At 57.1% G+C, this 24,417-nt stretch carries 24 protein-coding genes and 1 tRNA gene; 15 read left to right on the forward strand and 10 right to left on the reverse strand.

Annotated features, from left to right (window positions below):
- Positions 1-10: 10 nt before the first annotated feature.
- Together ACR0MQ_RS14810 and ACR0MQ_RS14815 are read right to left on the reverse strand one after the other, a co-directional pair.
- The gene (locus tag ACR0MQ_RS14810; RefSeq protein ID WP_480609030.1) at positions 11-1,582 is read right to left on the reverse strand and encodes a Re/Si-specific NAD(P)(+) transhydrogenase subunit alpha; all 1,572 of its coding nucleotides are present in this window, start codon (positions 1,580-1,582) and stop codon (positions 11-13) included.
- A gap of 132 nt (positions 1,583-1,714) precedes the next feature.
- Entirely contained in the window at positions 1,715-2,164 is a 450-nt protein-coding gene (locus ACR0MQ_RS14815; protein WP_170775648.1) for a methyltransferase family protein, read from the reverse strand.
- A gap of 218 nt (positions 2,165-2,382) precedes the next feature.
- Between ACR0MQ_RS14815 and kynU the strand changes: the two genes are divergently transcribed.
- Positions 2,383-3,576: a kynureninase gene (kynU, locus tag ACR0MQ_RS14820; RefSeq protein WP_170775646.1), complete on the forward strand. Its 1,194-nt coding sequence runs from the start codon at positions 2,383-2,385 to the stop codon at positions 3,574-3,576.
- Here kynU and ACR0MQ_RS14825 read toward each other — a convergent pair.
- Positions 3,569-4,147, reverse strand: a complete 579-nt coding sequence (locus ACR0MQ_RS14825; protein WP_170775644.1) for a TetR/AcrR family transcriptional regulator — start codon at positions 4,145-4,147, stop codon at positions 3,569-3,571. The two genes, kynU and ACR0MQ_RS14825, sit on opposite strands and share 8 nt — an antisense overlap.
- Before the next feature lie 99 nt (positions 4,148-4,246).
- Between ACR0MQ_RS14825 and ACR0MQ_RS14830 the strand changes: the two genes are divergently transcribed.
- Positions 4,247-4,711, forward strand: coding sequence for a (2Fe-2S)-binding protein (locus ACR0MQ_RS14830; RefSeq protein ID WP_170775642.1), 465 nt, complete (start codon positions 4,247-4,249; stop codon positions 4,709-4,711).
- A 3-nt stretch (positions 4,712-4,714) separates the two neighbouring features.
- A complete protein-coding gene (locus ACR0MQ_RS14835) occupies positions 4,715-6,955 on the forward strand; it encodes a xanthine dehydrogenase family protein molybdopterin-binding subunit (protein WP_480609033.1) in 2,241 nt (746 codons plus the stop codon).
- Between the two features lie 39 nt (positions 6,956-6,994).
- On the opposite strand, the gene ACR0MQ_RS14840 is transcribed toward ACR0MQ_RS14835, so the two are convergent.
- The 3 genes from ACR0MQ_RS14840 to ACR0MQ_RS14850 form a co-directional block, all read right to left on the reverse strand.
- Positions 6,995-7,774 carry a gamma-glutamyl-gamma-aminobutyrate hydrolase family protein gene (locus ACR0MQ_RS14840; protein WP_029622151.1) on the reverse strand — a complete coding sequence of 260 codons (780 nt, stop codon included), beginning with the start codon at positions 7,772-7,774 and terminating at the stop codon, positions 6,995-6,997.
- A 135-nt stretch (positions 7,775-7,909) separates the two neighbouring features.
- Complete coding sequence (locus ACR0MQ_RS14845) at positions 7,910-8,335, reverse strand: GlcG/HbpS family heme-binding protein (RefSeq protein ID WP_010442816.1); 426 nt, start codon at positions 8,333-8,335, stop codon at positions 7,910-7,912.
- 81 nt (positions 8,336-8,416) lie between these two features.
- Positions 8,417-10,591: a malate synthase G gene (locus ACR0MQ_RS14850; protein WP_480609037.1), complete on the reverse strand. Its 2,175-nt coding sequence runs from the start codon at positions 10,589-10,591 to the stop codon at positions 8,417-8,419.
- A 205-nt stretch (positions 10,592-10,796) separates the two neighbouring features.
- Between ACR0MQ_RS14850 and pepN the strand changes: the two genes are divergently transcribed.
- The 6 genes from pepN to ACR0MQ_RS14880 all read left to right on the forward strand — a co-directional run bounded on the left by pepN (position 10,797) and on the right by ACR0MQ_RS14880 (position 18,664).
- A complete protein-coding gene (pepN, locus tag ACR0MQ_RS14855) occupies positions 10,797-13,349 on the forward strand; it encodes an aminopeptidase N (protein WP_480609040.1) in 2,553 nt (850 codons plus the stop codon).
- Between the two features lie 38 nt (positions 13,350-13,387).
- On the forward strand, positions 13,388-13,774 hold the full coding sequence (locus tag ACR0MQ_RS14860; RefSeq protein WP_260022846.1) for a hypothetical protein: 387 nt from the start codon (positions 13,388-13,390) through the stop codon (positions 13,772-13,774).
- Between the two features lie 126 nt (positions 13,775-13,900).
- Complete coding sequence (locus tag ACR0MQ_RS14865) at positions 13,901-15,154, forward strand: hypothetical protein (protein ID WP_480609042.1); 1,254 nt, start codon at positions 13,901-13,903, stop codon at positions 15,152-15,154.
- A gap of 77 nt (positions 15,155-15,231) precedes the next feature.
- Positions 15,232-16,743, forward strand: a complete 1,512-nt coding sequence (gatB, locus tag ACR0MQ_RS14870; protein WP_480609045.1) for an Asp-tRNA(Asn)/Glu-tRNA(Gln) amidotransferase subunit GatB — start codon at positions 15,232-15,234, stop codon at positions 16,741-16,743.
- 152 nt (positions 16,744-16,895) lie between these two features.
- Positions 16,896-18,134 carry a peptidase T gene (gene pepT / locus ACR0MQ_RS14875; RefSeq protein ID WP_480609047.1) on the forward strand — a complete coding sequence of 413 codons (1,239 nt, stop codon included), beginning with the start codon at positions 16,896-16,898 and terminating at the stop codon, positions 18,132-18,134.
- 98 nt (positions 18,135-18,232) lie between these two features.
- Complete coding sequence (locus ACR0MQ_RS14880) at positions 18,233-18,664, forward strand: DUF4177 domain-containing protein (protein WP_480609049.1); 432 nt, start codon at positions 18,233-18,235, stop codon at positions 18,662-18,664.
- A 199-nt stretch (positions 18,665-18,863) separates the two neighbouring features.
- On the opposite strand, the gene ACR0MQ_RS14885 is transcribed toward ACR0MQ_RS14880, so the two are convergent.
- A tRNA-Thr gene (locus ACR0MQ_RS14885) sits at positions 18,864-18,939 on the reverse strand.
- Positions 18,940-19,118: 179 nt separating this feature from the next.
- Between ACR0MQ_RS14885 and ACR0MQ_RS14890 the strand changes: the two genes are divergently transcribed.
- Positions 19,119-19,994, forward strand: coding sequence for a hypothetical protein (locus tag ACR0MQ_RS14890; protein ID WP_480609051.1), 876 nt, complete (start codon positions 19,119-19,121; stop codon positions 19,992-19,994).
- Positions 19,995-20,004: 10 nt separating this feature from the next.
- Here the strand turns inward: ACR0MQ_RS14890 and ACR0MQ_RS14895 are convergent, their stop codons facing one another.
- Entirely contained in the window at positions 20,005-20,271 is a 267-nt protein-coding gene (locus ACR0MQ_RS14895; RefSeq protein WP_170686114.1) for a DUF2312 domain-containing protein, read from the reverse strand.
- A 147-nt stretch (positions 20,272-20,418) separates the two neighbouring features.
- Between ACR0MQ_RS14895 and ACR0MQ_RS14900 the strand changes: the two genes are divergently transcribed.
- Positions 20,419-20,637, forward strand: a complete 219-nt coding sequence (locus ACR0MQ_RS14900) for a hypothetical protein (RefSeq protein ID WP_170775064.1) — start codon at positions 20,419-20,421, stop codon at positions 20,635-20,637.
- A 9-nt stretch (positions 20,638-20,646) separates the two neighbouring features.
- Here ACR0MQ_RS14900 and ACR0MQ_RS14905 read toward each other — a convergent pair whose 3' ends face one another.
- Positions 20,647-20,862, reverse strand: a complete 216-nt coding sequence (locus tag ACR0MQ_RS14905; RefSeq protein WP_010443250.1) for a hypothetical protein — start codon at positions 20,860-20,862, stop codon at positions 20,647-20,649.
- Positions 20,863-21,104: 242 nt separating this feature from the next.
- Between ACR0MQ_RS14905 and ACR0MQ_RS14910 the strand changes: the two genes are divergently transcribed.
- From ACR0MQ_RS14910 to ACR0MQ_RS14925, 4 genes are read left to right on the forward strand one after another with little or no spacing between them, the layout of a single operon-like run.
- Positions 21,105-21,968 carry an MBL fold metallo-hydrolase gene (locus tag ACR0MQ_RS14910; RefSeq protein WP_480609055.1) on the forward strand — a complete coding sequence of 288 codons (864 nt, stop codon included), beginning with the start codon at positions 21,105-21,107 and terminating at the stop codon, positions 21,966-21,968.
- Positions 21,969-21,995: 27 nt separating this feature from the next.
- Positions 21,996-22,424, forward strand: a complete 429-nt coding sequence (locus tag ACR0MQ_RS14915; protein WP_170775069.1) for a YeeE/YedE family protein — start codon at positions 21,996-21,998, stop codon at positions 22,422-22,424.
- A complete protein-coding gene (locus ACR0MQ_RS14920) occupies positions 22,424-22,855 on the forward strand; it encodes a DUF6691 family protein (RefSeq protein WP_170775071.1) in 432 nt (143 codons plus the stop codon). The genes ACR0MQ_RS14915 and ACR0MQ_RS14920 overlap by 1 nt, the downstream gene beginning before the upstream one ends.
- 9 nt (positions 22,856-22,864) lie before the next feature.
- Positions 22,865-23,293, forward strand: a complete 429-nt coding sequence (locus ACR0MQ_RS14925; protein WP_170775077.1) for a TIGR01244 family sulfur transferase — start codon at positions 22,865-22,867, stop codon at positions 23,291-23,293.
- Between the two features lie 5 nt (positions 23,294-23,298).
- Here the strand turns inward: ACR0MQ_RS14925 and ACR0MQ_RS14930 are convergent, their stop codons facing one another.
- Positions 23,299-24,393, reverse strand: coding sequence for a FliM/FliN family flagellar motor C-terminal domain-containing protein (locus ACR0MQ_RS14930; protein ID WP_480609059.1), 1,095 nt, complete (start codon positions 24,391-24,393; stop codon positions 23,299-23,301).
- Between the last annotated feature and the right edge of the window lie 24 nt (positions 24,394-24,417).

Genomic DNA, 24,417 nt, shown 5'->3' on the forward strand with positions numbered 1-24,417 from the left:
CCCGGCCTCCTTAAGATTTCTGGAACATGGCAAGCATGCGCCGGGTTACGAGGAAGCCGCCGAAGATGTTGATCCCGGCCATGAAGACGCTAAGCGCTGCCAGCAGAATGACAAGGAAAGATCCCGATCCGATCTGCATTAAAGCCCCAACGATAATGATCGACGAGATCGCGTTGGTGATCGCCATCAGCGGAGTGTGCAAACTGTGCGAGACATTCCAGATCACTTGGAAGCCCACGAAGATCGCCAACACAAAGACGATAAAATGCTGCATGAAGCTCGCCGGAGCAACCAACCCGACCAGCAGCATCAGCGCACCACCGACTCCAAGCAGGGTGAATTGTTGCTTGGTTTGCGCCTTGAAGGCCGCGATTTCCTGCGCTTTTTTCTCTTCAGGGGTCAGTTCTTTGACTTCAGGCTTCTTCTGCGCCGCAATTGCCTGCACCTTGGGCGGTGGCGGCGGGAAGGTGATCTCACCCTCATGGGTCACGGTCGCGCCGCGGATCACGTCATCTTCCATGTCGTGATTGACTTTGCCGTCCTTCTCGGGCGTCAGGTCGGTCATCATGTGTCGGATGTTGGTCGCATACAGCGAAGAAGACTGCGCTGCCATCCGGCTGGGGAAGTCAGTATAGCCGATGATGGTCACGCCGTTGTCGGTCACGATCTTCTCATCCGGCACGGTGAGCTTACAGTTGCCGCCCTTTTCTGCAGCCAAATCAACGATGACCGAACCCGGCTTCATCGCCTCGACCATGTCCTTGGTCCAAAGCTCGGGTGCTTCGCGGTTTGGGATCAGCGCAGTGGTTATGACGATATCCATTTCCGGAGCAAGCTCGCGGAACTTGGCCAGTTGTGCCTCGCGGAATTCTTCAGACTGGACCGAGGCGTAACCACCGGTCGCCGCTCCGTCTTGCTGTTCTTCCTCGAAGTCCAGATAGACGAACTCGGCCCCCATGGATTCGACCTGCTCGGCCACTTCCGGGCGCACATCAAACGCATAGGTGATCGCACCTAACGAAGTCGACGTCCCGATCGCCGCCAGCCCCGCCACGCCAGCGCCTACGATCAGCACCTTGGCAGGCGGAACTTTACCGGCCGCCGTCACCTGACCGGTAAAGAATCGGCCAAAGTTGTTGCCCGCCTCGATCACCGCGCGGTAACCGGCGATATTGGCCATCGAAGACAGCGCGTCCATCTTCTGCGCGCGCGAAATACGCGGCACCATCTCCATCGCGATGACAGTCGCGCCCTTGGACTTTGCGGCCTCCATTCCCTCTTCGTTGCCGGCAGGGTTGAAGAAAGAAATCAGGGTCTTGTGTTTGTTCAGCCGCTTCAGCTCGGTGGCATCAGGCTGACGAACCTTGGCAATGATATCTGCCGCCTTCCAAAGCGAGGCTGCGGTCTTCATGACCTCAACGCCTGCAGCTTCATAAGCGGCATCCGAAAACCCCGCAGCAGCGCCCGCGCCTTTTTCGATCAGGCATTCAAAACCCAGTTTCTGCAACTGCACGGCCGAGTCCGGAGTCATCGCGACCCGGTTCTCGCCCTTATACGTTTCCTTTGGCGTCCCAATTTTCACCAGTCGGTTCCCCCTAATTTTAGATTCAGGCCAGGTGGGTGTTCAGCATAGAATGACAAGCAGACATGTATCCTGCGCAAGATTATTTCGCAAGCGCAGCAATTGTAGTGCTGTGTCATGATGACCACACCCTTAAATCCATCGCCGTGTTTTGCGTTCGTAGCGCGCGAAATCGGCGCGGAATGTGCGGCGCAACCGGTCTTCCTCGGGAATGATAAAACGGCGCTCCAAAAGCCAGACAAAGATCGGAAGCAACACCAACGACAACACCGCGTCGAAGCGCAAGATCAATCCCGCCAATATCAGCACATCGCCCAGATAAATCGGGTTGCGGCTGCGTTTATAGATACCGGATTGAACCATCGCCGACGGCGTTTCATGCGGAAGAACTGTGGTGCGGTGACGGCGGAATTCGACCACAGCCATGATCGCAAGAAGAATGCCGCCTCCGACAAGAATGCCGCTGAGCAAATCCGTCACCGCCCCGTTCAAAGACAGCCCCATCGGCAGCACGCGCGCTTGCACCCAAGCCAACGCGGCAAAACCCACAAGCCAAACAGGTGGAAGATCGATCCAGCGCATGGCCTTCCCCAAAGCGGTGACACACACCCACGCATGTCGTTTCTGGGCGCTGTGTTATCGCTTTCTGACTTTGAAGGCAAAAGCAAAGGTTGTCGCATCCTGAAAAGTAGGCGCACGTTCAAGCCAGCAAGGCACGAGGTGCCAAGAATGGACAGGTTGGTTCAGATCAGATAGGCCAAAGTCAAACATCCGAACCAAAGCTGTAGAAAAGAAAATCCATGACCGATTTCGCCACAACCAAATCCATGTTCAATCTACCCGAAGGCGTGTTGTATCTGGACGGCAACTCCCTGGGTCCTTTGCCGAAATCAGCGGCGAACCGCGTCGAGAGCATGTTGAAGGATGAGTGGGGGCAGATGCTCATCACCGGGTGGAACAAGGCCGGATGGATGGGTATGCCGACCGGACTGGGCGACAGGATCGGACGGCTGATCGGTGCTGAGCCTGGCAGCGTTGTGGTGGGCGATACTCTGTCGATCAAGGTGTATCAGGCGGTTGCCTCAGCGCTAGAACTGAACCCTACTCGCAGAGTAGTCCTCTCTGACAACGGCAATTTCCCGTCTGACTTATACATGGCCGACGGTCTGCTGCGGTCACTGGGGCCCGACTATGAATTGCGCGTGGTCGACCCTCAGGATGTTGCCGAGCATATCACCGAAGAGGTCGCGGTTCTGATGCTGACCGAAGTCGACTACCGCTCGGGTCGTATGCATGACATGAAAGCACTGACCGAACTCGCCCATGCCAATGGCGTCGTGACGGTTTGGGATCTGGCACACTCTGCGGGGGCCGTCCCGGTTGATCTGTCCGGCTGCAATGCGGATTTCGCCGTTGGCTGCACGTACAAATATCTCAACGGTGGCCCGGGTGCGCCCGCCTTTATCTATGTGGCCCCACGCTTGTCTGGAAAAGTGCGCCCGGCGCTTTCGGGCTGGTTGGGGCATGAAGCCCCCTTTGCTTTCGATCTCGACTATCGCCCCGGTGCCGGGATCGAGCGGATGCGAGTCGGCACCCCACCGGTCATCCAGATGGCCGCCTTGTCGGCGGCGATGGACATCTGGGATATGGCCGAAATGGCCGATGTGCGTGCCAAATCCATCGAATTGACCGAGTTGTTCATCGCTCGCGTCGAAGCCACCTGCCCCGACCTATGCCTGGCGAGCCCCCGTGATCCTGCCCAGCGCGGCAGTCAGGTCTCGTTTCATTTTGATGAAGGTTACGCTGCCATGCAGGCCTTGATCGCGCGGGGTGTGATCGGTGATTTCCGAGCGCCCGATATCATGCGTTTCGGCTTCACGCCGTTGTATATCGATGAAAGTGATGTGGAACAGGCCGCCCAAATTCTTGCCGACATCATCACCAACAAATTGTGGGACAAGCCGGAATACAAAATCCGTCAGCGCGTTACCTGATCTCAAGTGCCGCGCCCAACAGCGTGGCCAATTGCGAAATGCCCTGCTCGAATTCTTCAGCGCTGGAGGCCGTCATTTTGATGCCCTTCAGCGATGTTGTTATCGTTTTTGCGGCCTCATCCGGACCAACCGGCAAATGCGCACGACCAGCAGAGTTTTCACGACGCAACCAATCCGCGTAAAGACGCGTTAGTTTAGCCTCACCCTCCTGAACGATGTCGGCCGACATGGACTTTGTTGCATCGAGCATTTCAAGCCCATGTGGCGATGCCAAAATCTCGGCCATCCCTTGGGATTGTGCTTGGACGGCGCCTGCAAGAATTTCCGGCAAAGAGCCTTCACCGGCCAATGCCTCAGCCACCAGTATGACTTTTTCGTCGTAGTAATACTGAGTCAGCTCGCGGACGATGGCCTCTTTATTTTTGTAATGCAGATATACTGCGGGCCGCGACATCCCTGCCCCTTTGGCGATGTCATCCATGGACGTCTTGCGAAACCCATAAGCTGCGAAGGCTCGAAAAGCCGAACTCAGAATGGCCGCAGTCTTGGATTCTTCATTTGCACTCGTCATGAGAGAACCTCTGACATTTCTTGTATATTTTGTCAATTGACAAGCTGACACTTTCCATTAAATATGTCAGAGACCAGCCAAAGCTAAGAGAGGTGCGCCATGGCGACGGCCCTAAAGATCAACGGAAAGACCCATCAGGTTGATCTGCCTGATGATGTGCCCTTGCTGTGGGTGCTGCGAGATGAGGTTGGACTGACCGGCACTAAGTTCGGTTGCGGCGTGGCCGCCTGCGGTGCCTGCACAGTTCATATTGATGGTGAGGCCGTGCGGTCCTGCCAGGTGGCACTTTCGGATGTTTGGGGAGATGTCACCACGATCGAAGGGCTTGGTACGCCTGACGCCATGGCAACGATCCAGAAGGCCTGGGTTGATCACCAAGTGGCCCAATGCGGCTATTGCCAATCGGGCCAGATCATGCAGGCCGCGGCTTTGCTGGCCGAAAATTCAGCGCCAACTGACGCTGATATCGACGACGCTATGCAGGGCAACCTGTGCCGCTGCGGAACCTATCCCCGCATCCGCGCTGCCATCCACGACGCCGCATCCAAGCTGAAGGAGGCCTGATCCATGGCAAGCATCGGAAAAATCCTGCGCCGCACCTTCCTGATCGGATCAGCTGCCATTGTCGGTGGCGTGGCCTTTGGCGCCTATTATGTCACTCGTCCTGCCGCGAATCCGCTGAAGCCGCGTGAAGGTGAAACCGCGCTCAGCCCCTTTGTTCTGATCGACCAGCAGGGCGTGACCCTGTTCGCGCCGCGTGCTGAGATGGGTCAGGGCGTGATGACCACCTGGGCGGCGCTGATCGCCGAAGAATTGGATGTCGAACTGGACGATATCCGCGTGCTGCACGGTCCTGCTGCTGCGGCCTATTACAACCACGCCCTCATGGGGGAAAGCCTGCCAAACAAAGGTTATGACGTCTCGGATTTCCAGCACAATCTGGGTGAGGCACTGGGTGTTTTGGGCCGAACACTCAGCCTGCAGGTCACCGGTGGCTCGACATCGATGAAAGACGGATTCGAACGGATGCGGATGGCTGGAGCCACCGCGCGCGAGACGTTGAAACAGGCCGCAGCGGACCAGCTGGGCGTTGATCGCGACCAGCTCAAGACCAAAAATGGCGCTGTGGTCGCGCCGGACGACACCCGCATACCCTATACCAAATTAGCAGAATCCGCAGGCCTGATTGAACTACCTGAGGTCTCCTTGCGCGACCCGTCCGAGTGGCGTTTGATCGGCAAGGCCCTCCCGCGCGTTGATATTCCGGGAAAGTCCACTGGCACCGCAACCTTTGGTATCGACGTACGGCCTGAGGGGTTGAAATTCGCCTCGGTCCGCATGAACCCCAAACTGGGCGGCACCATGAACGGCTTTGACGCCAGCGCGGCAGAAACCATGCCCGGGGTCGAAAAAATCGTTGATCTGGGCACAGGTGTTGCAGTGATAGCCAACAATACATGGCTTGCCATTCAGGCGGTCGAGGCGATCGACGTAGATTGGGGCGACGCCCCCTATCCTCCCGAAACCGATGCATTGTTTGAAAAGATCGCCAAAGCGTTTGATGACGATCCGAACTCGACCATGCGCGATGATGGAGATGTAGATGTTCTGCCCGAAGGAGCCACCGAAATCACGGCGGACTACACTGTTCCTTATCTGGCCCACGCCACGATGGAACCAATGAACGCCACCGCGCTCTATACCGGCAGCAAGCTGGACCTGTGGTGCGGCAATCAGGCCCCGACGCTGATCCAGATGCGGGTGGCCAACACCGCCGGGCTTGAGACCGAGGCAGTTGAGATTCACACCACCTATTTGGGTGGTGGCTTCGGCCGTCGGGGCGAGCTGGATTTCGGCGAGATTGCAACCAAAATCGCCATGGCGATGCCCGGCACCCCGGTTCAGACCACCTGGAGCCGTGAAGAGGATATGCGCCACGATTACTACCGTCCAGGTGCGATAGCCCGAATGCGTGGTGCGGTGAAGGACGGCAAAGCCGTTCTGATCGACGGCAAGGTCGCCTCCCAATCCCCAACCCAGCAAGCCGTGAAGCGATATACCGGCTTTTCCGGCGGGGGACCCGACAAAGTCCTTGTCGAAGGTTTCTTCAACCAAACTTACGCCGTTCCGAATTATCGCATGAGCGGCCACATCGCTGATCTGGCCGTACCGGTTGGTTTCTGGCGCTCGGTCGGCAACAGCCACAATGGTTTCTTTCACGAGACCTTTTTGGACGAGATGGCCCATGCCGCCGGGCGTGATCCGCTGGACTTTCGGATTGAACTGACCAAGACCGAATTCGCCCCAGCTGCGGGATGTCTTGAAGCCGTCAAGGAGATGTCAGGTTGGACCGGCAAGACCCCAAATGGTGTCGGACGTGGCGTGGCGATGACTTACAGCTTTGGGACCCCGGTCGCGCAGGTGATCGAGGTGGTGGACGAGGATGGAACCATCCGCATCCGCAAGGCCTGGATCGCCTGCGATGTCGGCCTCGCGCTCGATCCGGCAACAGTTGAGGCGCAGATGATTGGCGGCATGATCTATGGCCTTTCGGCCGCGACCTCAGGCGAGATCACCTTCTCGGATGGTGAAGTCGAACAACTGAACTTCCCGGACTATGACGGGCTTCGGATGCATAGCACTCCGGTAACAGAAGTCCGGGTACTCGAAACCCAGAAACATCTGGGTGGTGTCGGTGAGCCGGGTACTCCTCCCTCGATGCCCGCTTTGGGGAACGCGTTGTTTGATCTGACCGGAGAGCGCGCGCGCAGCCTGCCGCTGAACAAACAGTTCAACTTAATGGTCTAAGAACGATTTGGTCCGGCGCCGCGTCGGGCCAATTCACCTTCAGGCCGTGCGCTGGAAACGAGCCGCTTCATTCCCTTCGGCCCAAGCGTGAACAGCGCGTCCGAACGCCTGGAACAGCGGCCGTGAGACCGGGTCATTCGCCGCATCCCACTCAGGATGCCACTGGACCGACAGGGTAAATCCGGGCGCGTCCTTGACATAAATCGCCTCGGGCGTTCCATCAGGGGCGTGGCCGTCAATCACCACATTCTCGCCCAATGTTTTGATCCCCTGCCCGTGAAGTGTGTTGGTCATCACTTCAGCCGCACCCAACAAGCGGTGGAAAACTCCACCTTCGGTCATCTTCACGACGTGCCGCAGGGCAAACTTTTCCTCCAACGTGCCATCGGGTGGCATGCGGTGGTTCTGGCGCCCAGGAAGATCACGAATTTCAGGATAAAGCGTGCCACCCAAGGCGACGTTCACTTCCTGAAATCCTCGGCAGATCCCAAAAAACGGCTGCCCCCGCTCGGCACAAGCCCGGACCAGAGGCAGCGTGATCGCATCCCGCGCACGGTCGAACTCACCATGCGCTTCGGTTGCGGGCTCGCCATATTCCTCAGGATGAACATTGGGGCGCCCGCCTGTCAGCAAAAAACCGTCGCAAACCTCTAGCAATTCGTCGACCGATACATAGCGCGGATCAGCAGGTATCAGCAGAGGCAGACAATCCGATACATTGGACACCGCATCAGAATTCATCGTCCCGCCCGCATGCGTCGGGTACTGATCATTCATCAAGTAAGAGTTGCCGATAATTCCAACAACAGGGCGCGCCATTCCAAGTCCTTTGTTTCGCAGGTATTCTGCAAAACCTATCGGCAGCCCGAGCCGCGCGCAACGACACAGACCCTGCATGGCAGCGCAAGCGCGTGTTCAGCCGCGCACATCACCTGTAAAATCGATCCGAGGGTTTTAGATCTCGCCCACGAGCCCGGCACCCTCAATGCCAACTAGCGCGGCTTGGGCGTCATTGTCGGACGTGTCGCCAGTGACGCCCACGGCACCAATCACTGCACCCTTACGGTCACGCACCAGAACTCCGCCTGGGACTGGTACAACCTGACCGCCGTAAACCCCGTTCACCGCCGCCATGAAATAGGCCTGCCCTTCGGCGCGCTGCATCTGCGCAGTACCCGCCATGCCCAGCATCACCGATCCGTATGCTTTGCCATGCGCAATTGCAAACCGCCCCGGCGCGGCACCGTCTTCGCGTTCAAAAGCGATCACGTGACCGCCCGCATCCAGAACCACAACCGAGAGGGGCTTCAGCTCCATCTCACGCCCTTTTTCCAGCGCTTTTCGAATGATGGTCCGCGCTTTGCGCAATGAAATAACCATGCCCGATCCCTTTCATCTGGCCCAAAATATCCTCGGGGGAGCGCGAGGGGGCAGACAGCCCCCTCGTTCCCGCCCCTACCCTTAGCGCAAGCTTGCCTTCAGTTCTAACCGGCGCGCGTGCAGCACCGGTTCAGTATATCCTGAGGGCTGCACTCGCCCACGGAATACCAGATCACACGCCGCCTGAAAGGCGATCCCGTCAAAACCCGGCGCCATCGGCTTATAGGACGGATCATCCGCATTCTGCCGATCCACTACAGCAGCCATTTTCTGCAGCGCTGCCATCACCTGCTCCTGACTGATCAGATCATGATGCAACCAGTTCGCCAACGCCTGAGACGAAATCCGGCAGGTCGCGCGGTCTTCCATCAGACCAATGTCGTTGATATCCGGCACTTTCGAGCAGCCGACGCCTTGATCGACCCAGCGCACAACATAACCCAATATGCCCTGAGCATTGTTCTCGATCTCACGGGTAATCTCCTCAGCGCTGAGATTGCGGCCACCCAACAGTGGCACCGTCAACAGATCATCCAGCGTCCCCCGAGCAGCGCCAGCGGCTAACTCGTCCTGACGCGCCAGCACATCGACCTTGTGGTAATGCGTTGCGTGCAAGGTTGCGGCAGTGGGCGAAGGCACCCAGGCGCAGGTTGCGCCCGCTTGAGGGTGACCGATCTTGGCCGCCAGCATATCCTCCATTCGATCCGGCATTGCCCACATGCCTTTTCCGATCTGTGCCTTACCCTTGAGGCCACAGGCCAATCCGATATCGACGTTGCGATCCTCGTAGGACGCAATCCAAGGCGTCTCCTTGATATCGCCCTTGGGCAGCATCGGACCCGCCTCCATCGAGGTGTGAATTTCATCCCCTGTGCGATCAAGAAAGCCAGTATTGATAAATGCCACGCGTGACTTCGCGGCGCGGATGCATTCCTTGAGGTTGGCCGAGGTGCGACGTTCCTCATCCATGATGCCCAGTTTTACGGTGTTCCGTGGCAGGCCCAGAATGTCCTCGACCATGTCAAAAATCTCGACCGCGAACGCGACCTCTTCGGGGCCGTGCATCTTGGGTTTGACCACATAGACCGAGCCGGTGACAGAGTTGCCGCCCTCACGCTTCAGATCATGCATGGCGATCAGCGTGGTGCAGAGCGCGTCCATCAGACCCTCACCAATCTCGCGCCCTTCGGCATCCAGAACGGCGGGGTTGGTCATCAGGTGGCCCACATTTCGCACCAGCATCAGCGAGCGGCCTTTCAGCACGGCTTGATCGCCGCTGGCAGTGGTGTAGCCCACATCACCCGCCAATTTGCGGGTGAAGGTGTTGCCGCCCTTGGTGACCTCTTCGGTCAGGTCACCTTTCATCAAGCCCAGCCAGTTGCCGTAGGCCACAACCTTGTCCTCGGCATCGACACAAGCGACTGAGTCTTCGCAGTCCATGATCGTCGACAGGGCGGATTCCAATCGTACATCCGCGATGCCCGCAGGGTCAGACGCACCAATGATACTGGACGGGTCGATCACTATTTCAGCGTGGAGGCCATTCTTCTCTAACAAGATCGACGACGGCGAATCCGGGTCGCCTTTGTAGCCTACAAAACGCCCCGCCCCATGCTTTTGCGATCCATATATGTACGCTCTTTCGTCATCGTCCATTGTGACGACTAGGTCCCCGTCCTCGACGGAAAAACCTACAACACTTGACCAATCGTCAATCGCTGGCGTGCAGAATAAGCCAAGATGGTGTTTGGCCCACGCAATCACCCTTGCGCCACGTTCTGCGTCATAGCCTTTGCCAGCAGGCAGATCGCCCAACGCATCGGTGCCATAAAGCGCATCATACAGACTGCCCCAACGGGCATTCGCCGCGTTCAGCGCAAAGCGTGCATTGGTGATCGGCACAACCAACTGCGGGCCTGGTGTCAGAGCGATTTCGGGGTCAACATTGGTGGTTTCGATTTCGAAATCCTCGCCTTCATCAACCAGATACCCAATCTCACGCAGGAAAGACTGGTACTCGCTGGCATTGATGGGCAGGCCGCGCCGCGCCGCATGCCAACCGTCGATACGCCCCTGAATGTCGGCACGCTTTTCCAACAGCGCGCGGTTCCTCGGTCCCAGCTCATTCACCAAACGCTCCAGACCCGACCAGAACTGATCAGCCGTGACCTTTGTGCCCGGCAGTGCCTTCTGTTCGATGAAGTCCACCAGAACCGGGTCGATCTGCAGCCCGCCGCGGATCTCTCTGCTGCTCATGTTCCGAATCCCCTACGATTGTGTGCCATTGTATGCGACCATCAATTAGGTGGTTTGTTTCCGATAGGCAACTTGTGCCCATAGGTTCAGTTTTTTCGGCCAAGCACGAAACTGTTTCAAATCTATCTGGACAATTGCCCATTGGTTGCAGCGCCAGCGCGAAGCCCCTAACGTCACGCCAGATTCCCAGATGATGAGGCCCCCGATGCGCGACGCCGCCCCCACCACGATCTATCTGAAAGACTACACCCCGTTTGGTTACCTGGTGGACAGTGTGCATCTGACTTTTGATCTGGCCCCAAATGCCACGCGCGTGACCTCTCGGATAAGATTCCGTCCGAATCCCGAAGCCACGGACCGCACATTCTTTCTGCACGGGGAAGAATTGAACCTGATCCGAGCTGCGATTGATGGCGAAGTGATTACGCCCGAGATCACCGCAGAAGGCCTCACCGCTACAGTGCCTGACGCGCCTTTCATCTGGGAGGCCGTGGTCGAGATTGATCCCGCTCACAACACCGCGCTTGAAGGTCTCTACATGTCGAACGGCATGTACTGCACCCAATGCGAGGCCGAAGGCTTTCGCAAGATCACCTATTACCCTGACCGCCCGGATGTGATGTCCACCTTTACGGTGCGCATCAACGGAGACCTGCCGGTGCTGCTGTCCAACGGCAACCCCTCGGACAAAGGGGAAGGCTGGGCGGAATGGGTCGATCCGTGGCCCAAACCCGCCTATCTGTTCGCGCTCGTCGCCGGAGAGCTTATCGCCTACCCTGGCCAGTTCACCACCAAATCCGGTCGCGACGTTGAATTGAACCTCTGGGTTCGTCCCGGAGATGAAGGCAAATGCGCCTTTGGCATGGAAGCGTTGAAGAAATCCATGAAATGGGACGAGGATGTCTATGGCCGCGAATACGATTTGGACGTGTTCAACATCGTCGCGGTCGACGATTTCAACATGGGCGCGATGGAGAATAAAGGGCTGAACATCTTCAACTCCTCCGCCGTTCTGGCAAGCCCAGAAACCTCGACCGATGTGAATTTCGAACGGATCGAGGCGATTATCGCGCATGAGTATTTCCACAACTGGACCGGCAACCGCATCACCTGCCGTGACTGGTTCCAGCTGTGTCTGAAAGAGGGGCTGACGGTGTTCCGCGACGCGCAGTTCACCTCGGACATGCGCTCGGCCCCGGTAAAACGTATTCACGACGCCATCGACCTGCGCGCGCGACAGTTCCCCGAGGACAACGGGCCTTTGTCGCACCCGGTGCGGCCCGAGAGTTTTCAGGAAATCAATAACTTCTACACCTCAACCGTATATGAGAAAGGCGCTGAGGTAATCGGTATGCTGAAATGTCTGGTGGGTGACGAGGCCTACTCAGAGGCGCTGGACCTCTATTTCGACCGCCATGACGGACAGGCCTGCACGATCGAGGACTGGCTACAAGTGTTCGAAGACACCACTGGTCGCGATCTAAGCCAGTTCAAGCGCTGGTACAGTCAATCGGGAACGCCAAGGGTCTCGGTCGCTGAAGATTGGGCCGATGGCACCTACACCCTGACCCTCAGCCAACGCACCGAACCGACGCCGGGACAAGAGGACAAGCAGCCTCAGGTCATTCCTGTCGCCGTGGGTCTGCTCGGCCCGAACGGCGATGAGGTACGCGTAACCGAAGTGTTGGAACTGACCGAAGCCGAACAGACCTTTAAGTTCACCGGTCTCGCCGCGAAACCTGTGCCTTCGATCTTGCGGGGTTTCTCGGCTCCGGTGATCCTGGAACACGATTCAACGAATGCAGAACGCGCATTCCTACTTGCTCATGACACCGACCCGTTCAACCGCTGGCAAGCGGGAAGGTCGCTGGCCGAAGACACCCTTCTGCGCATGATCACCGAGGAAGCAACACCAGAGGCCGACTACCTCGACGGTTTGTTGTCAGTCCTTCGCGATGAAACGCTGGACCCTGCTTACCGGGCGCTCATGTTGGGTCTGCCAACGCAATCAGAACTGGCTGCGGCGCTGCATGAAAAGGGGATCACCCCCAATCCGATGGCGATCTGGAGGGCAGTTGAAACCTTGCGTCAAGCCACGGCGCAACATGTACAAGACCTGCTGCCCCGGCTTCACAGTGAAACGCTGGTGGATGCGCCCTACCAACCGGACGCCGAACAATCTGGAAAGCGCGCCTTGGGCAGCGCAGCGCTGGCTCTGACTTCGCGCCTGGATGGAGGTATCAAGGCGGCCGAGGAGTATGCGCGCGCCAACAACATGACCCAGCAACTCACCTCTTTGTCCTGTCTGCTGCGCGCGAGTAAAGGTGAGGCTGAATTGGCCGCATTCTATGATCAATGGCGACATGATCGGTTGGTGATGGACAAATGGTTCGCCCTGCAGGTTTCGATGGCCGGTCCAGAAACTACGGTCGAAACCGCGCGCAAACTGACTGAGCACCCGGATTTCAATTGGAAAAACCCCAACCGCTTTCGAGCGTTGATGGGATCTCTGGTCGGAAACCATGCGGGGTTCCATCAGACCGATGGCGCAGGTTATGCATTGCTGGCAGACTGGTTGATCCGACTCGACCCGGTGAACCCGCAAACCACCGCCCGGATGTGCAGCGCGTTCCAGACCTGGAAACGCTATGACGCGAACCGTCAGGCCCTGATCCGAAAACAACTGAACCGCATCGCCGAAACTCCAGGCCTGTCTCGGGACTCAACCGAAATGGTCTCGCGCATCCTGGGCGCATGACCGCTTTCACATTCACACGACAGAACCGAAATCCGCGCATGGTTTTGATTCTAATCGGCATCTATGCGGTTCTGACCGGGCTGATCGTCCTGTTCGATGCGGTCTGGTGGCTGATAGGCCTGCTGGCCCTGACTACTCTGCCCGCGCTTTGGGATGTACTCCAAGATACCAGCGCGGGGATGGAACTGTCAGATGGCACTTTACGCTGGCATACAGGTCAGCGTCGGGGCACGCTGGATCTTTCTACAGTGAAACGCTTTCGGTTCGACACGCGATGGGACTTTTCGGTGCGGGTCTCTGCGATACTGAAATCCGAAAAACGACTGCGTCTGCCAGATGAATCACTTCCTCCGCACAAACAGCTTGAAGAGGTTCTGCAGCAGGCGGGAATCGCCGTTGAACGTCATCATTTTAGAGTATTTTGAAACGATTCATCGAATCTGAACACGATTGGTGCCTGAAATACCGGCTTGAGGTAGTGTCTCTTTGAATTGAACACAATTTTTGGCAAACTGAACGCGTTACTAATTTGTTCCAGTTCGAGTTCTGCCATGTTTTGGTCTATCAAGGCTTTTGCCGCCCGTTTTTTCGGTTCCTCCCCTTCAACGCCCCTGCCTGCGTCAGTCGCTGATGCCACCGCCTGGCTTGTCGCATCGGGCCAATTGAATGTCCCTATCGTCGAAACGGACGAACAGGATGCAAACGGACATCACGTGATTGAACGCGGTCGCTATCTGGCGCGGCAGGATATGTGGGCCGAACTTTCGCAAGAGATGCGCGCTGCAGATCAGGCACGCAAATCCACGCCCTGCGGACAGCCCATAACAGACCTGTTGGCCTTTGGCGCCCGTTCAGATGTCGTGCTGGCTGTCGAGCACGCGCTGTCAGATGGCAAGGCGATGTCAGACTACGATCTGCTGGGTGGAATTTTCGAGCTGGAAGGCGAGATCCAAAACCATCCCAACGATCCGATGATCACGCTGGTCGTTGCACTGGCCCATATTGATCTTGCCTGGGCATGGCGCGGCGATGCGCATCCAGAGGCGCTGCCTTCATTGCATCAATCTCGCTGTGCGGCGCATTTCGACCGTGCGGCAGCATTGCTGCCACTTTGCCGTTCTGCAATGCCAGACAGCCCTGCGATTGCCGCAGCCGATTGTGCTTTGCTGGCAGGTCACGTCGATCCGCGCACCCGTGTGGCAGATAAGTATGAACACTTGATCACTCTAGACATTCAGAACCATCGCCATATGCGCGCGATGGGCAGCCACCTGCTGCCGCGCTGGTTCGGGAGCTATGAAGAGCTTGAAGTTCAAGCATTGCGCAACGCGGCGCGGACCCAGAAAACATGGGGCGCAGGCGGATACACTTGGGTCCAGTTCGACGCCATCGCATTGGATGACGAGGCCTGCGCACGGGTGGATGTGGAATATTTCCTTGAGGGTCTGCGGGATATCGTAGCGCGTCGCCCGGATCAGCAAACTATCAACTTACTCGCGGCCTATTGCGCGATCACCCAGCAGAACCGAATGGGGCAAAACCCTCAGGCGGATATCGCCCGCAAACAGATTTGTGAGGCTGCCAATTGGCTGATCCGCGACCACCTGACCGAACTGCACCCACTGATATGGGCCCATGCAGCAAACGGGTTCAACAATAGCCTTCGCGTCAACTCATCCGAGCGATTTGCTGCACGCGGTCGCCGCGATGCGTTAAAGGCCATCGCCAACCTGTTACGCGAAGAACTGCGCAGCGGGCAAAGTGTGACGTTCACTCCCTCAGGGCTGCAGTTCTCGGGGAACTAAACCGCCATTGCCCCTTGCCCCTTCGGCGCGCCGGGCCTAATACGCAGGCTTAGACTTCTGCGGAAATGAGGCGCGCCATGCTCGACCTGACATACGAAATGCCCAAACCCAAAACCATTGCCGGGGCCAAGCACGATTGGGAACTGGTGATCGGGATGGAGGTGCACGCTCAGGTCTCATCCAATGCCAAGCTGTTCTCGGGCGCGTCTACCCAATTCGGGGCCGAGCCGAATTCGAACGTGGCGTTTGTGGACGCCGCGATGCCGGGGATGCTGCCGGTGATCAACGAGTATTGCGTTGAACAGGCCGTGCGCACCGGGCTGGGATTGAAAGCGGATATCAACCTGAAATCGGCCTTTGACCGTAAGAACTATTTCTATCCTGACCTGCCACAAGGGTACCAAATTTCCCAGCTTTATCAGCCTATTGTGGGTGAAGGGGAAGTTCTGGTCGAGATGGGTGACGGCACTGCGCGCATGGTTCGGATCGAACGCATCCACATGGAACAGGATGCGGGCAAATCGATCCACGACATGGACCCGCATATGTCTTTCGTCGACCTGAACCGGACCGGTGTCTGCCTGATGGAGATCGTCAGCCGCCCCGATATTCGTGGCCCGGAAGAGGCAGCCGCCTATATCGCCAAGCTGCGTCAGATCATGCGCTACCTAGGAACCTGCGACGGCAACATGCAGAACGGCAACCTGCGGGCGGACGTGAATGTCTCGATCTGTTTGCCGGGTGCTTATGAGAAGTATCAGGAAACACAGGACTTTTCGCATCTGGGCACGCGCTGTGAGATCAAGAACATGAACTCGATGCGCTTTATCCAGCAGGCGATTGAGGTCGAGGCCCGCCGTCAGATTGCCATTGTCGAAGCGGGTGGGACCATCGATCAGGAAACCCGCCTGTATGATCCGGACAAGGGCGAGACGCGGTCCATGCGGTCGAAGGAAGAAGCGCATGATTACCGCTATTTCCCCGACCCCGACCTGCTGCCGCTGGAGATCGAGCAGGCGTGGGTCGATGATATCGCTGCCAAGCTTCCGGAACTGCCTGACGACAAAAAATCCCGCTTTATCAGCGAGTTCGGACTGACCGACTATGACGCATCGGTGCTGACCGCCGAGGTGGAATCGGCTGCCTATTTCGAAGAGGTCGCTAAGGGCCGCGGCGGCAAGCTGGCTGCAAACTGGGTGATCAACGAGCTGTTTGGCCGGTTGAAGAAAGAAGACCATGACATCACCGAGTCTCCAGTGTCTCCCGCTCAGTTGGCGGGAATCATTGATCTGATTTCGTCGGATGCAATCTCGGGCAAGATCGCCAAGGACCTGTTCGAGATTGTCTATACCGAAGGCGGCGATCCAGCACAGATCGTCGAAGAGCGCGGCATGAAACAGGTGACCGATACCGGCGCCATCGAGGCTGCTTTGGACGAGATCATCGCCGCCAATCCGGCGCAAGTTGAGAAGGCCAAGGTGAACCCTAAACTGGCGGGCTGGTTCGTCGGTCAGGTGATGAAGGCCACCGGCGGCAAGGCCAATCCGAAGGCCGTTAACGAATTGGTCAGCAAGAAGCTGGGTTCGTAAATCTTCCAAGTTGAACAAACCCCGCACAGGGGTTTGTTCAACTTGTACATAACGAAAAGTTAATTTCAGGCTGCTCAAAACGGGCAGGCCTTCAGCTTGACTCCCCGACCGAATGAGCATTCTTCTTCCCGCAACGCGGAGAGGAAGCAGACATGAAAAATCGGTTTGATCAGGAACTGGAAACCCGGCTGGTACGCTACGCAGCCATCGACAGTCAGAGCGATGAGACCTCGCCCTCGACCCCCAGCACCGAAATCCAGTTCGACATACTAAACCTGCTGCGGCAAGAGCTGACCGAGATCGGTGCGCAGGATGTCGAGATGACCGGTGACAGCGTTGTCGTGGCAACCATCCCCGGCACGGCCGACGGACCAACGATCGGTTTTCTCGCGCATGTGGACACGGCCCCTCAGTTCAACGCAACCGGGGTCAAGCCGCGGGTGATCAAAGGGTATAATGGTGGCGAGATTACCTTCCCCGATGATCCCGATCTGGTGCTGTCACCCGAAGAACATCCTTATCTGGCCGAGAAGATCGGGCATGATCTGATCACCGCCTCGGGCACCACCCTGTTGGGGGCTGATGATAAGGCAGGCGTTTCGATCCTGATGACGATGGCGAGGCACTTGCTGGAGAACAATGACATCCCCCACGGTCCGATTCGCATCGCCTTTACCCCGGATGAAGAAATCGGGCGCGGCGTTACCGAACAGCTGCCCAAGGATCTGGGCGCGGATTTTGCCTATACGCTGGACGGACAGGAACTGGGTGAGATCGAATACGAAAGCTTCTCGGCGGACCGAGCCGTGGTCAAGATCACCGGCGTGTCGATCCACCCCGGTTTGGCCAAGGACAAAATGGTAAACGCGGCGCATCTGGCGGCAAAGATCGTGCAGACACTGCCTCAGGCGACGATGACGCCCGAGGTCACCGACGGGCGTCAGGGGTTCATCCATGTCACCGATATGAATGGCGGTTCGTCCGAGATGGAGATCAAGCTGATCCTACGCGATTTCGAAATGGAAGCGTTGGAAGCCCAGCGCGAAATTGTCCGTCAGGTCTGTGCTGCCGTTCAGGCCACCGAACCGCGCGCGACCATCACCTGCGACATCTCCCATCAATACCGCAACATGCGCTATTGGCTGGAAAAGGACATGACCCCTGTCGATCTGGCGCGCGAAGCCTGCCGCGAACAGGGGATCGAGCCCGTTTCAGTGCCGATCCGAGGTGGCACCGATGGCTCGCGCCTAACCGAATTCGGCACACCCACACCCAACATATTTACGGGCATGCAGTGTATTCATGGTCCACTGGAGTGGATCTCGGTGCAGGACATGGCGATCGCAACCGAAACCTGTCTGTCGCTTGTGGGCAAAGCCGCGCGGAGCTAAAGCCACAGTGCGGGCCGAAATTCGCCAATGCGTGATCTTGGCTTTCACCCGCCTGTCAAAATGTTAATTTGCCCGGGTTACGCAATTAGGACCAATTGATGCAGCGCTACGAATATAAAGTTGTCCCCGCTCCGCAAAAGGGAACCAAGGCGAAGGGCGTGAAAACACCCGAGGGCCGGTTCGCCACCTCAATTGAGCAGTTGTTGAACCAACTGGGCCAAGAGGGTTGGGAATATCAGCGCGCAGAATTGCTGCCCAGCGAGGAACGCACAGGTTTGACGGGTTCAACCACCAACTGGCGAAATGTGCTGGTATTTCGCAGGGTGCTCGCTCCAGATGAGCCGGATTCGAAAAACCCGGTTGAAGAAGGCGCCACCCCGACCGCGCGCCCGGTTCCCGGACCTGACGATGGACTGACAGAACCTCCGGCCGCCCCTGCCCCGATCTCAGAAGAGCCGGAAGACCCGCCATTGTCGCTGAAGCCCTCGGATGAAACGGCAGAAAAAGATCAGACCGGGCCTTCGCGCTAGCGTGACTTCGAGAGTTCTAATTGGCTGGCTTGCATTGAATGTGATCAGCTCTACCAATGATATTTGTGCGCGATCAGGATAAATCCACATCAACCCTGACACATCGCGCCAACCTCTTGCGATGAGCCCCAACCGGATGTTCGAAACTGTCTGAATTCGTACGAACGAAGTGGTGGATGTGGTCGCACCTAGGTTTGAATGGTGCCCCCACACGGACTCGAACCGCGGACCTACTGATTACAAATCAGTTGCTCTACCAGCTGAGCTATAGGGGCACTGGGTGTCGATTAATCGCTCGGAACAGGGACTGCAAGCCCGAATTTTCGCGTCGCCTTAACTTTGTGATGGTTTGCCTTAGGATAACCTAATAATTAGGCCTCATCCAAATTTGACTGCGCCGGGGACAGGTTGTAACCCAAGCGATAATTTCGCCCGAGGCAAGGACAATTCCAATATGCAGATGGTCATCCAAGCCGGAGCACACTTTACCGACCACGACCCGCTGCTCAATCTGCTTCAGGCGAACGTCCAGCTTGTCGCTGAGAGCCATGCGGCATTTTGGGGGATGCGTCCGTTCAGAAAGATCTTTCGGCCAGCACTGAAGCCTGCGGCTGACCGCCCTTCGCACCAAGATACGCGGGCAAGGTTTCAGAAATTAATGCCTCAGGGGCAACAAGTTGATCGAGCGATCCTGTCAAGTGCGCTGTATCTTGGTGAACGGGCATCAATCATCATGGATGGGCAGTTCTATGCGGATGCGGGTCAAAGGATGTCCTATATGGACCACCTGTTCAGCGATTCGTCTGTCGAACTGTTTGTGGGGCTGCGCAATCCCGGCAGCTTTATTCCGAAGGTATTGATGTTGCTATCGGCCCCGGAGCGCGAACATATAGTTGCGACGACCGATCTGAGTTGCCTGAGTTGGCTTGCGATGGTTGAGGACATTCGCGATCTTGCTCCAGACGTCAAGATCACCTTGTGGAGTAACGAGGATTCTCCTCTGATCCTTGGTGACATTGCGCGCGCACTTGTCGGACTACCCGCGGACACGCAGCTTGATCAGGAATACGCGCTGCTATCCTCGCTCATCTCGGATCTGGGTAAGCAGGAGCTGCAAAGGTTGATGGAACAACAACGCCCACCCAACGATCCCATTCTCAGAGGAAGGTTAGCACAGATCTTTCAGCAGCATGCGCTGACAGAGGCGATCGAGGAAGAGGTGGAACTGCCCGGCTGGAGCGAAGACATTATCGCGGCGTTTACCGAACTTTATGAGCAGGATCTAGCACGGCTTCGGACCATGCCAGATCTCCGTTTTTTGGACCCGTAAGCGGCTGAAGTTACATCCCCAGCGCTTCTTTGTACATTTCAAGAACCGCTTCTTCCTCGGCAATATCGTCCTTGTCGCGCTTGCGCAGGGCGACGACCTTGCGCATGACTTTGGTATCGTAGCCACGGGCTTTGGCCTCGGCCATGACTTCTTTCTGCTGGTCGGCAATATCTTTCTTTTCGGCTTCAAGACGCTCGAAACGCTCGATGAACTGGCGCAACTCGCCTGCGGTCACTCGGTAATTTGCTGCGGCCTGATCTTCGGTGATGTCTTCCATCTGCGTCTCTCCCAAGGGCTGAAAATAAGCAGCCGGATACATCGGCACCGACCCGATCGCAAGCAGACAATCCATACGGCGGGCTTGTCTGAATGGTATCGATCCGCTAAGCGCAACGACGGGTTCAACGGGTGAGCGTAAACAACTATGTTCGACATTATCGTCTGGGGCGGTGCCGCCCTGTCCATGGCCGGGCTGATCGGTCTGGTCTGGTGCATCTTGCGGGTGATGAAAGCGCGCAAAGCTAACCTGACCGATGAGGAACTCCGCGTTGCGGTTCAGGGCGTATTACCCTGGAATCTTGCATCCCTTTTCCTGTCGGTTCTGGGGCTAATGATGGTTATCCTCGGAATTTCTTTTAGTTAACCGAACAGATCACACGGGCATATTGTCGAACCGCGCCTCTAACGCATCTTCGCACAGCGCCGCATCTAACCGCCGCAAGCGCGAAGGTATCTGAACACGCTGCGCGCGCATTTTATCCAGAACCTGACTGACACGGGGCTGAAGAGCCAGCCGAGTCTCCAAGCATGCACCATGTAGCCTTTCTTCCAGCCGTTCCGCCTCTGTATAAAGATCCTGAGCAGTCATTTGCATCCTCCCATACAATGCCAGTCTGCCTGATATTGGTAACAAGATTAAGACCAGCACGAGACCGGGCCAAAACACCGCGGAATCTTGCCTGTGAGGGCCAAATACCGTCAATATGACCTTGGTCGCCCAAAACATATGCTCAATTCGCGAGATTTGCTTTGACAGACATCAATTCGTGATTTGGCACTTTAATCACATTCCAGTATTGATATATGAGATAGAGCCGAACGGAGGATCCCATGACGCCCATAGTGAAAGCTTTTTTTGACCCTCAGACCTTCACAGTCTCATATGTGGTGCAGGAGCCCGAAGGACAGGCCTGCGCCATCATCGACAGCGTTTTGGATTTTGATCACGCCTCGGGTCGCACTGACACCAGTTCGGCCGATCAGATTGTCGAATATGTGACCGACAACGGGTTGAAGGTGGAATGGATACTGGAAAGCCATGTCCATGCCGACCACCTGTCAGCAGCGCCCTATCTGCAGGAAAAGCTAGGGGGAAAAATCGGGATCGGTGAGAATATCGTAGTCGTGCAGGACACATTCGGCAAAGTGTTCAACGAAGGGACCGAGTTCCAGCGTGATGGCAGCCAGTTCGATGCTCTGTTTACGGAAGGGGCCAGCTTTCACATCGGCCAGATGCGCGGGGACGTCCTGCATACGCCGGGTCATACTCCGGCCTGCATGACCTATGTGATCGGCGACGCAGCATTCGTTGGCGATACATTGTTCATGCCGGATTTTGGAACCGCACGCTGCGATTTCCCGGGCGGATCTTCGGAGGATCTATTTGCCTCAATCCAAAAGATTTTAGCATTACGCGACGAAACACGGGTATTCGTAGGGCATGACTATAAGGCACCCGGACGAGATGAATTTGCCTGGGAAACGACGGTAGGCGAACAGAAGGCGTTAAATGTCCACATCGGACAAGGCCGAAGCGTTGAGGAATTTGTCGAGATGCGCGATGCGCGGGATGCGACCTTGGCAATGCCACGTCTGATTTTACCCTCTCTGCAGGTCAATATGCGGGCCGGTCAGATGCCACCGGCGGATGAACAAGGTGATGTTTTCATGAAAATTCCGGTCAACAAGCTTTGACACGGAATATCGGGTGAGGAACTAGAAATGAATGTGGAGTGGATGTGGGGTCTTGCGGGTGGCCTGCTGATCGGGCTGGGTGCCGCTGTATATCTTCTGTGCAATGGTCGGATCATGGGAGCCAGTGGCATTCTTGGCGGATTGATTGAGCGCAGCGACCGCAGTGCAATGACGGAACGTTTAGCCTTTGTTGTTGGGCTGATCGGGATGCCTTTCTTGCTGCGCCCTTTGATTGCACCACAGACTCAGACTCATCTGACCCCGGATTTAGCAATTGTGATCCTGGCCGGGTTACTGGTCGGTGTGGGCACGCGGATTGCAAATGGGTGCACCTCGGGTCACGGCGTCTGCGGGATTTCTCGCTTCTCCCTGCGCGGGATTGTCGCCACGGTTTTCTATATCCTTGCTGGCGGGTTAACGGTTGTTCTGTTTCGCCAAGTTCTGGGGGTGATCTGATGCGCTCAGTATTTGCTTTTCTCGCCGGAGGTTTGTTTGGTATCGGGCTGCTGATCTCGGGCATGACCAACACCACCAAGGTGCAGGGATGGCTGGATGTGTTCGGCAACTGGGACCCGACGCTGGCCTTTGTCATGGGCGGGGCGATCCTGCCCATGTTGGTGGCGTGGCAAATGACCCGGAACCGAACGCCGCTGGTAGGTGGCAAATTTCCTGCTCCACCTCGTGTTGAGCTGGATCGTCGGCTTATCGTTGGTTCGGTTCTGTTCGGGGTTGGCTGGGGGTTGGCAGGTCTGTGCCCGGGCCCGGCGATGGCCTCGCTCAGTTATGGTGGTGTTGGCGGAATTGTGTTCCTGATCGCAATGATTGCGGGCATGTTGGCCGCGCCAAAACTGGGCGCACAACTGGACAGGATGGCTGACGCGGCCTAATCAGTTGTCATGGAGATTCGACCGATTACCCCCCGCTATGCCGTCTCACCCCAGATCACGGTTGAGGACGTGCCAGCCATCGCCAAGGCAGGTTTCGTCAAGGTGATTTGCAACCGTCCTAATACCGAGGTGCCGCCAGATCAGCAGTCTGATGCCATCGGGCAGGCCGTGCGCGAGGCCGGAATGGAATACGAGGTATTGGAACTGACGCACCAGACTATGACGCCAGAGAATGTCGCCCTGCAGCGCGATCTGGCCGAAAGCTGCCGCGGGCCTGTCCTGGCCTATTGCGCATCCGGTACCCGTTGCTCGGTTGTTTGGGCGCTGGGACAGTGCAACCGGCTAAGCACGGATGAAATTCTGGACGCGACGGGTAAGGCTGGCTATTCGCTCGACGGGCTTCGCCCAGCGCTGGAGCAGTTGCGCGCACAGGACTAAGCCACCTAGTACGGCCCATCGCCCTCAGGCGCTGGCAGTCCAGCAAGATGTGAAATCTCGGCAACGCGTTGGTCAGGATTCGATGGCAAAATATCATCCGGGTTAAGCAGAGTATCATTCATTGCCTGTTCGCTGGTCACAATTTCTTCGTCCAGCAACGCTGACTTTTCGTCATCGTCCAGTTTGGAAACTGGGCCAGACTTGCGAGCCAGAAAGGACTGTTCGTCCTTCGTTGGCAATGTCGCGACCGGATTGTGTTCATTTATCCGAACCGCGCGCATCCCACCGCATTGGCCCAACCGACCAATCGCTATACGGGCACGGTCGATTGACAGAACTTCAACCCGATCCACACGCGCGCCTTGCAACGGAAGGACGTCGCCAACAGTCAACTCTGACAGAGCAGTCAACGGCAGTGAAATACGGCTGATTACAGCGTTCAGTTCAGCGCGCATCACGCCGGATGCCTGATCGAGGTTCTTACCCGCAAGACTGTTTTCCGCCTCCTGCTCCGCATCAGATAGAGGTCGGTCAGGCAACAACACGCAAACTTCCCCCTGTCGGCTACCGCCAGCCAACTCGACTGTCAGATCGAATACACGATATGCCTCATCCACCAGCGCCAGTGTCAGGCTGCGCCGATCTTCAGCCCGCGATGTGAACTCAAACCCCGACAGGCTGGCCATATCCGCCGCGGATTCGACCAGCTTCTGCGCCCGGCCCAGCATATCCTCGATTAAGGGGGCGACCATGGCGGCGTCAGTATCCGTAAACATTCGCTCCGACGGTGGATCAGAGGTGACAATTGCGATCGTTTGCTGCTGAATCACGGCCGACACGCATCCCGGGTCCAGACATACTGCCGCCATGCTACCTTGATCCGAGCCAAAGAGCAGCATCAACCAACCCTGTTTCAATCGCGCGGTCGCGTCCTCCTGCGCACGCAACGCCTGTTTGGCCCCGATGACTGCCAGCGCTAGCCCCATGCCATCACCTGCCGCCCGCGCCAAACCAAGCCGCAGGGCACATAGAATTGAACGGGGCGTATCAACTTCACCCTGCCTCGCCGATAGTTTGCGTGCCAATGCTGATTTGGTCATCGCCCCGCACTGCCGTCTTAGAAT

It is taken from the genome of Ruegeria sp. AN6, from assembly GCF_056540425.1.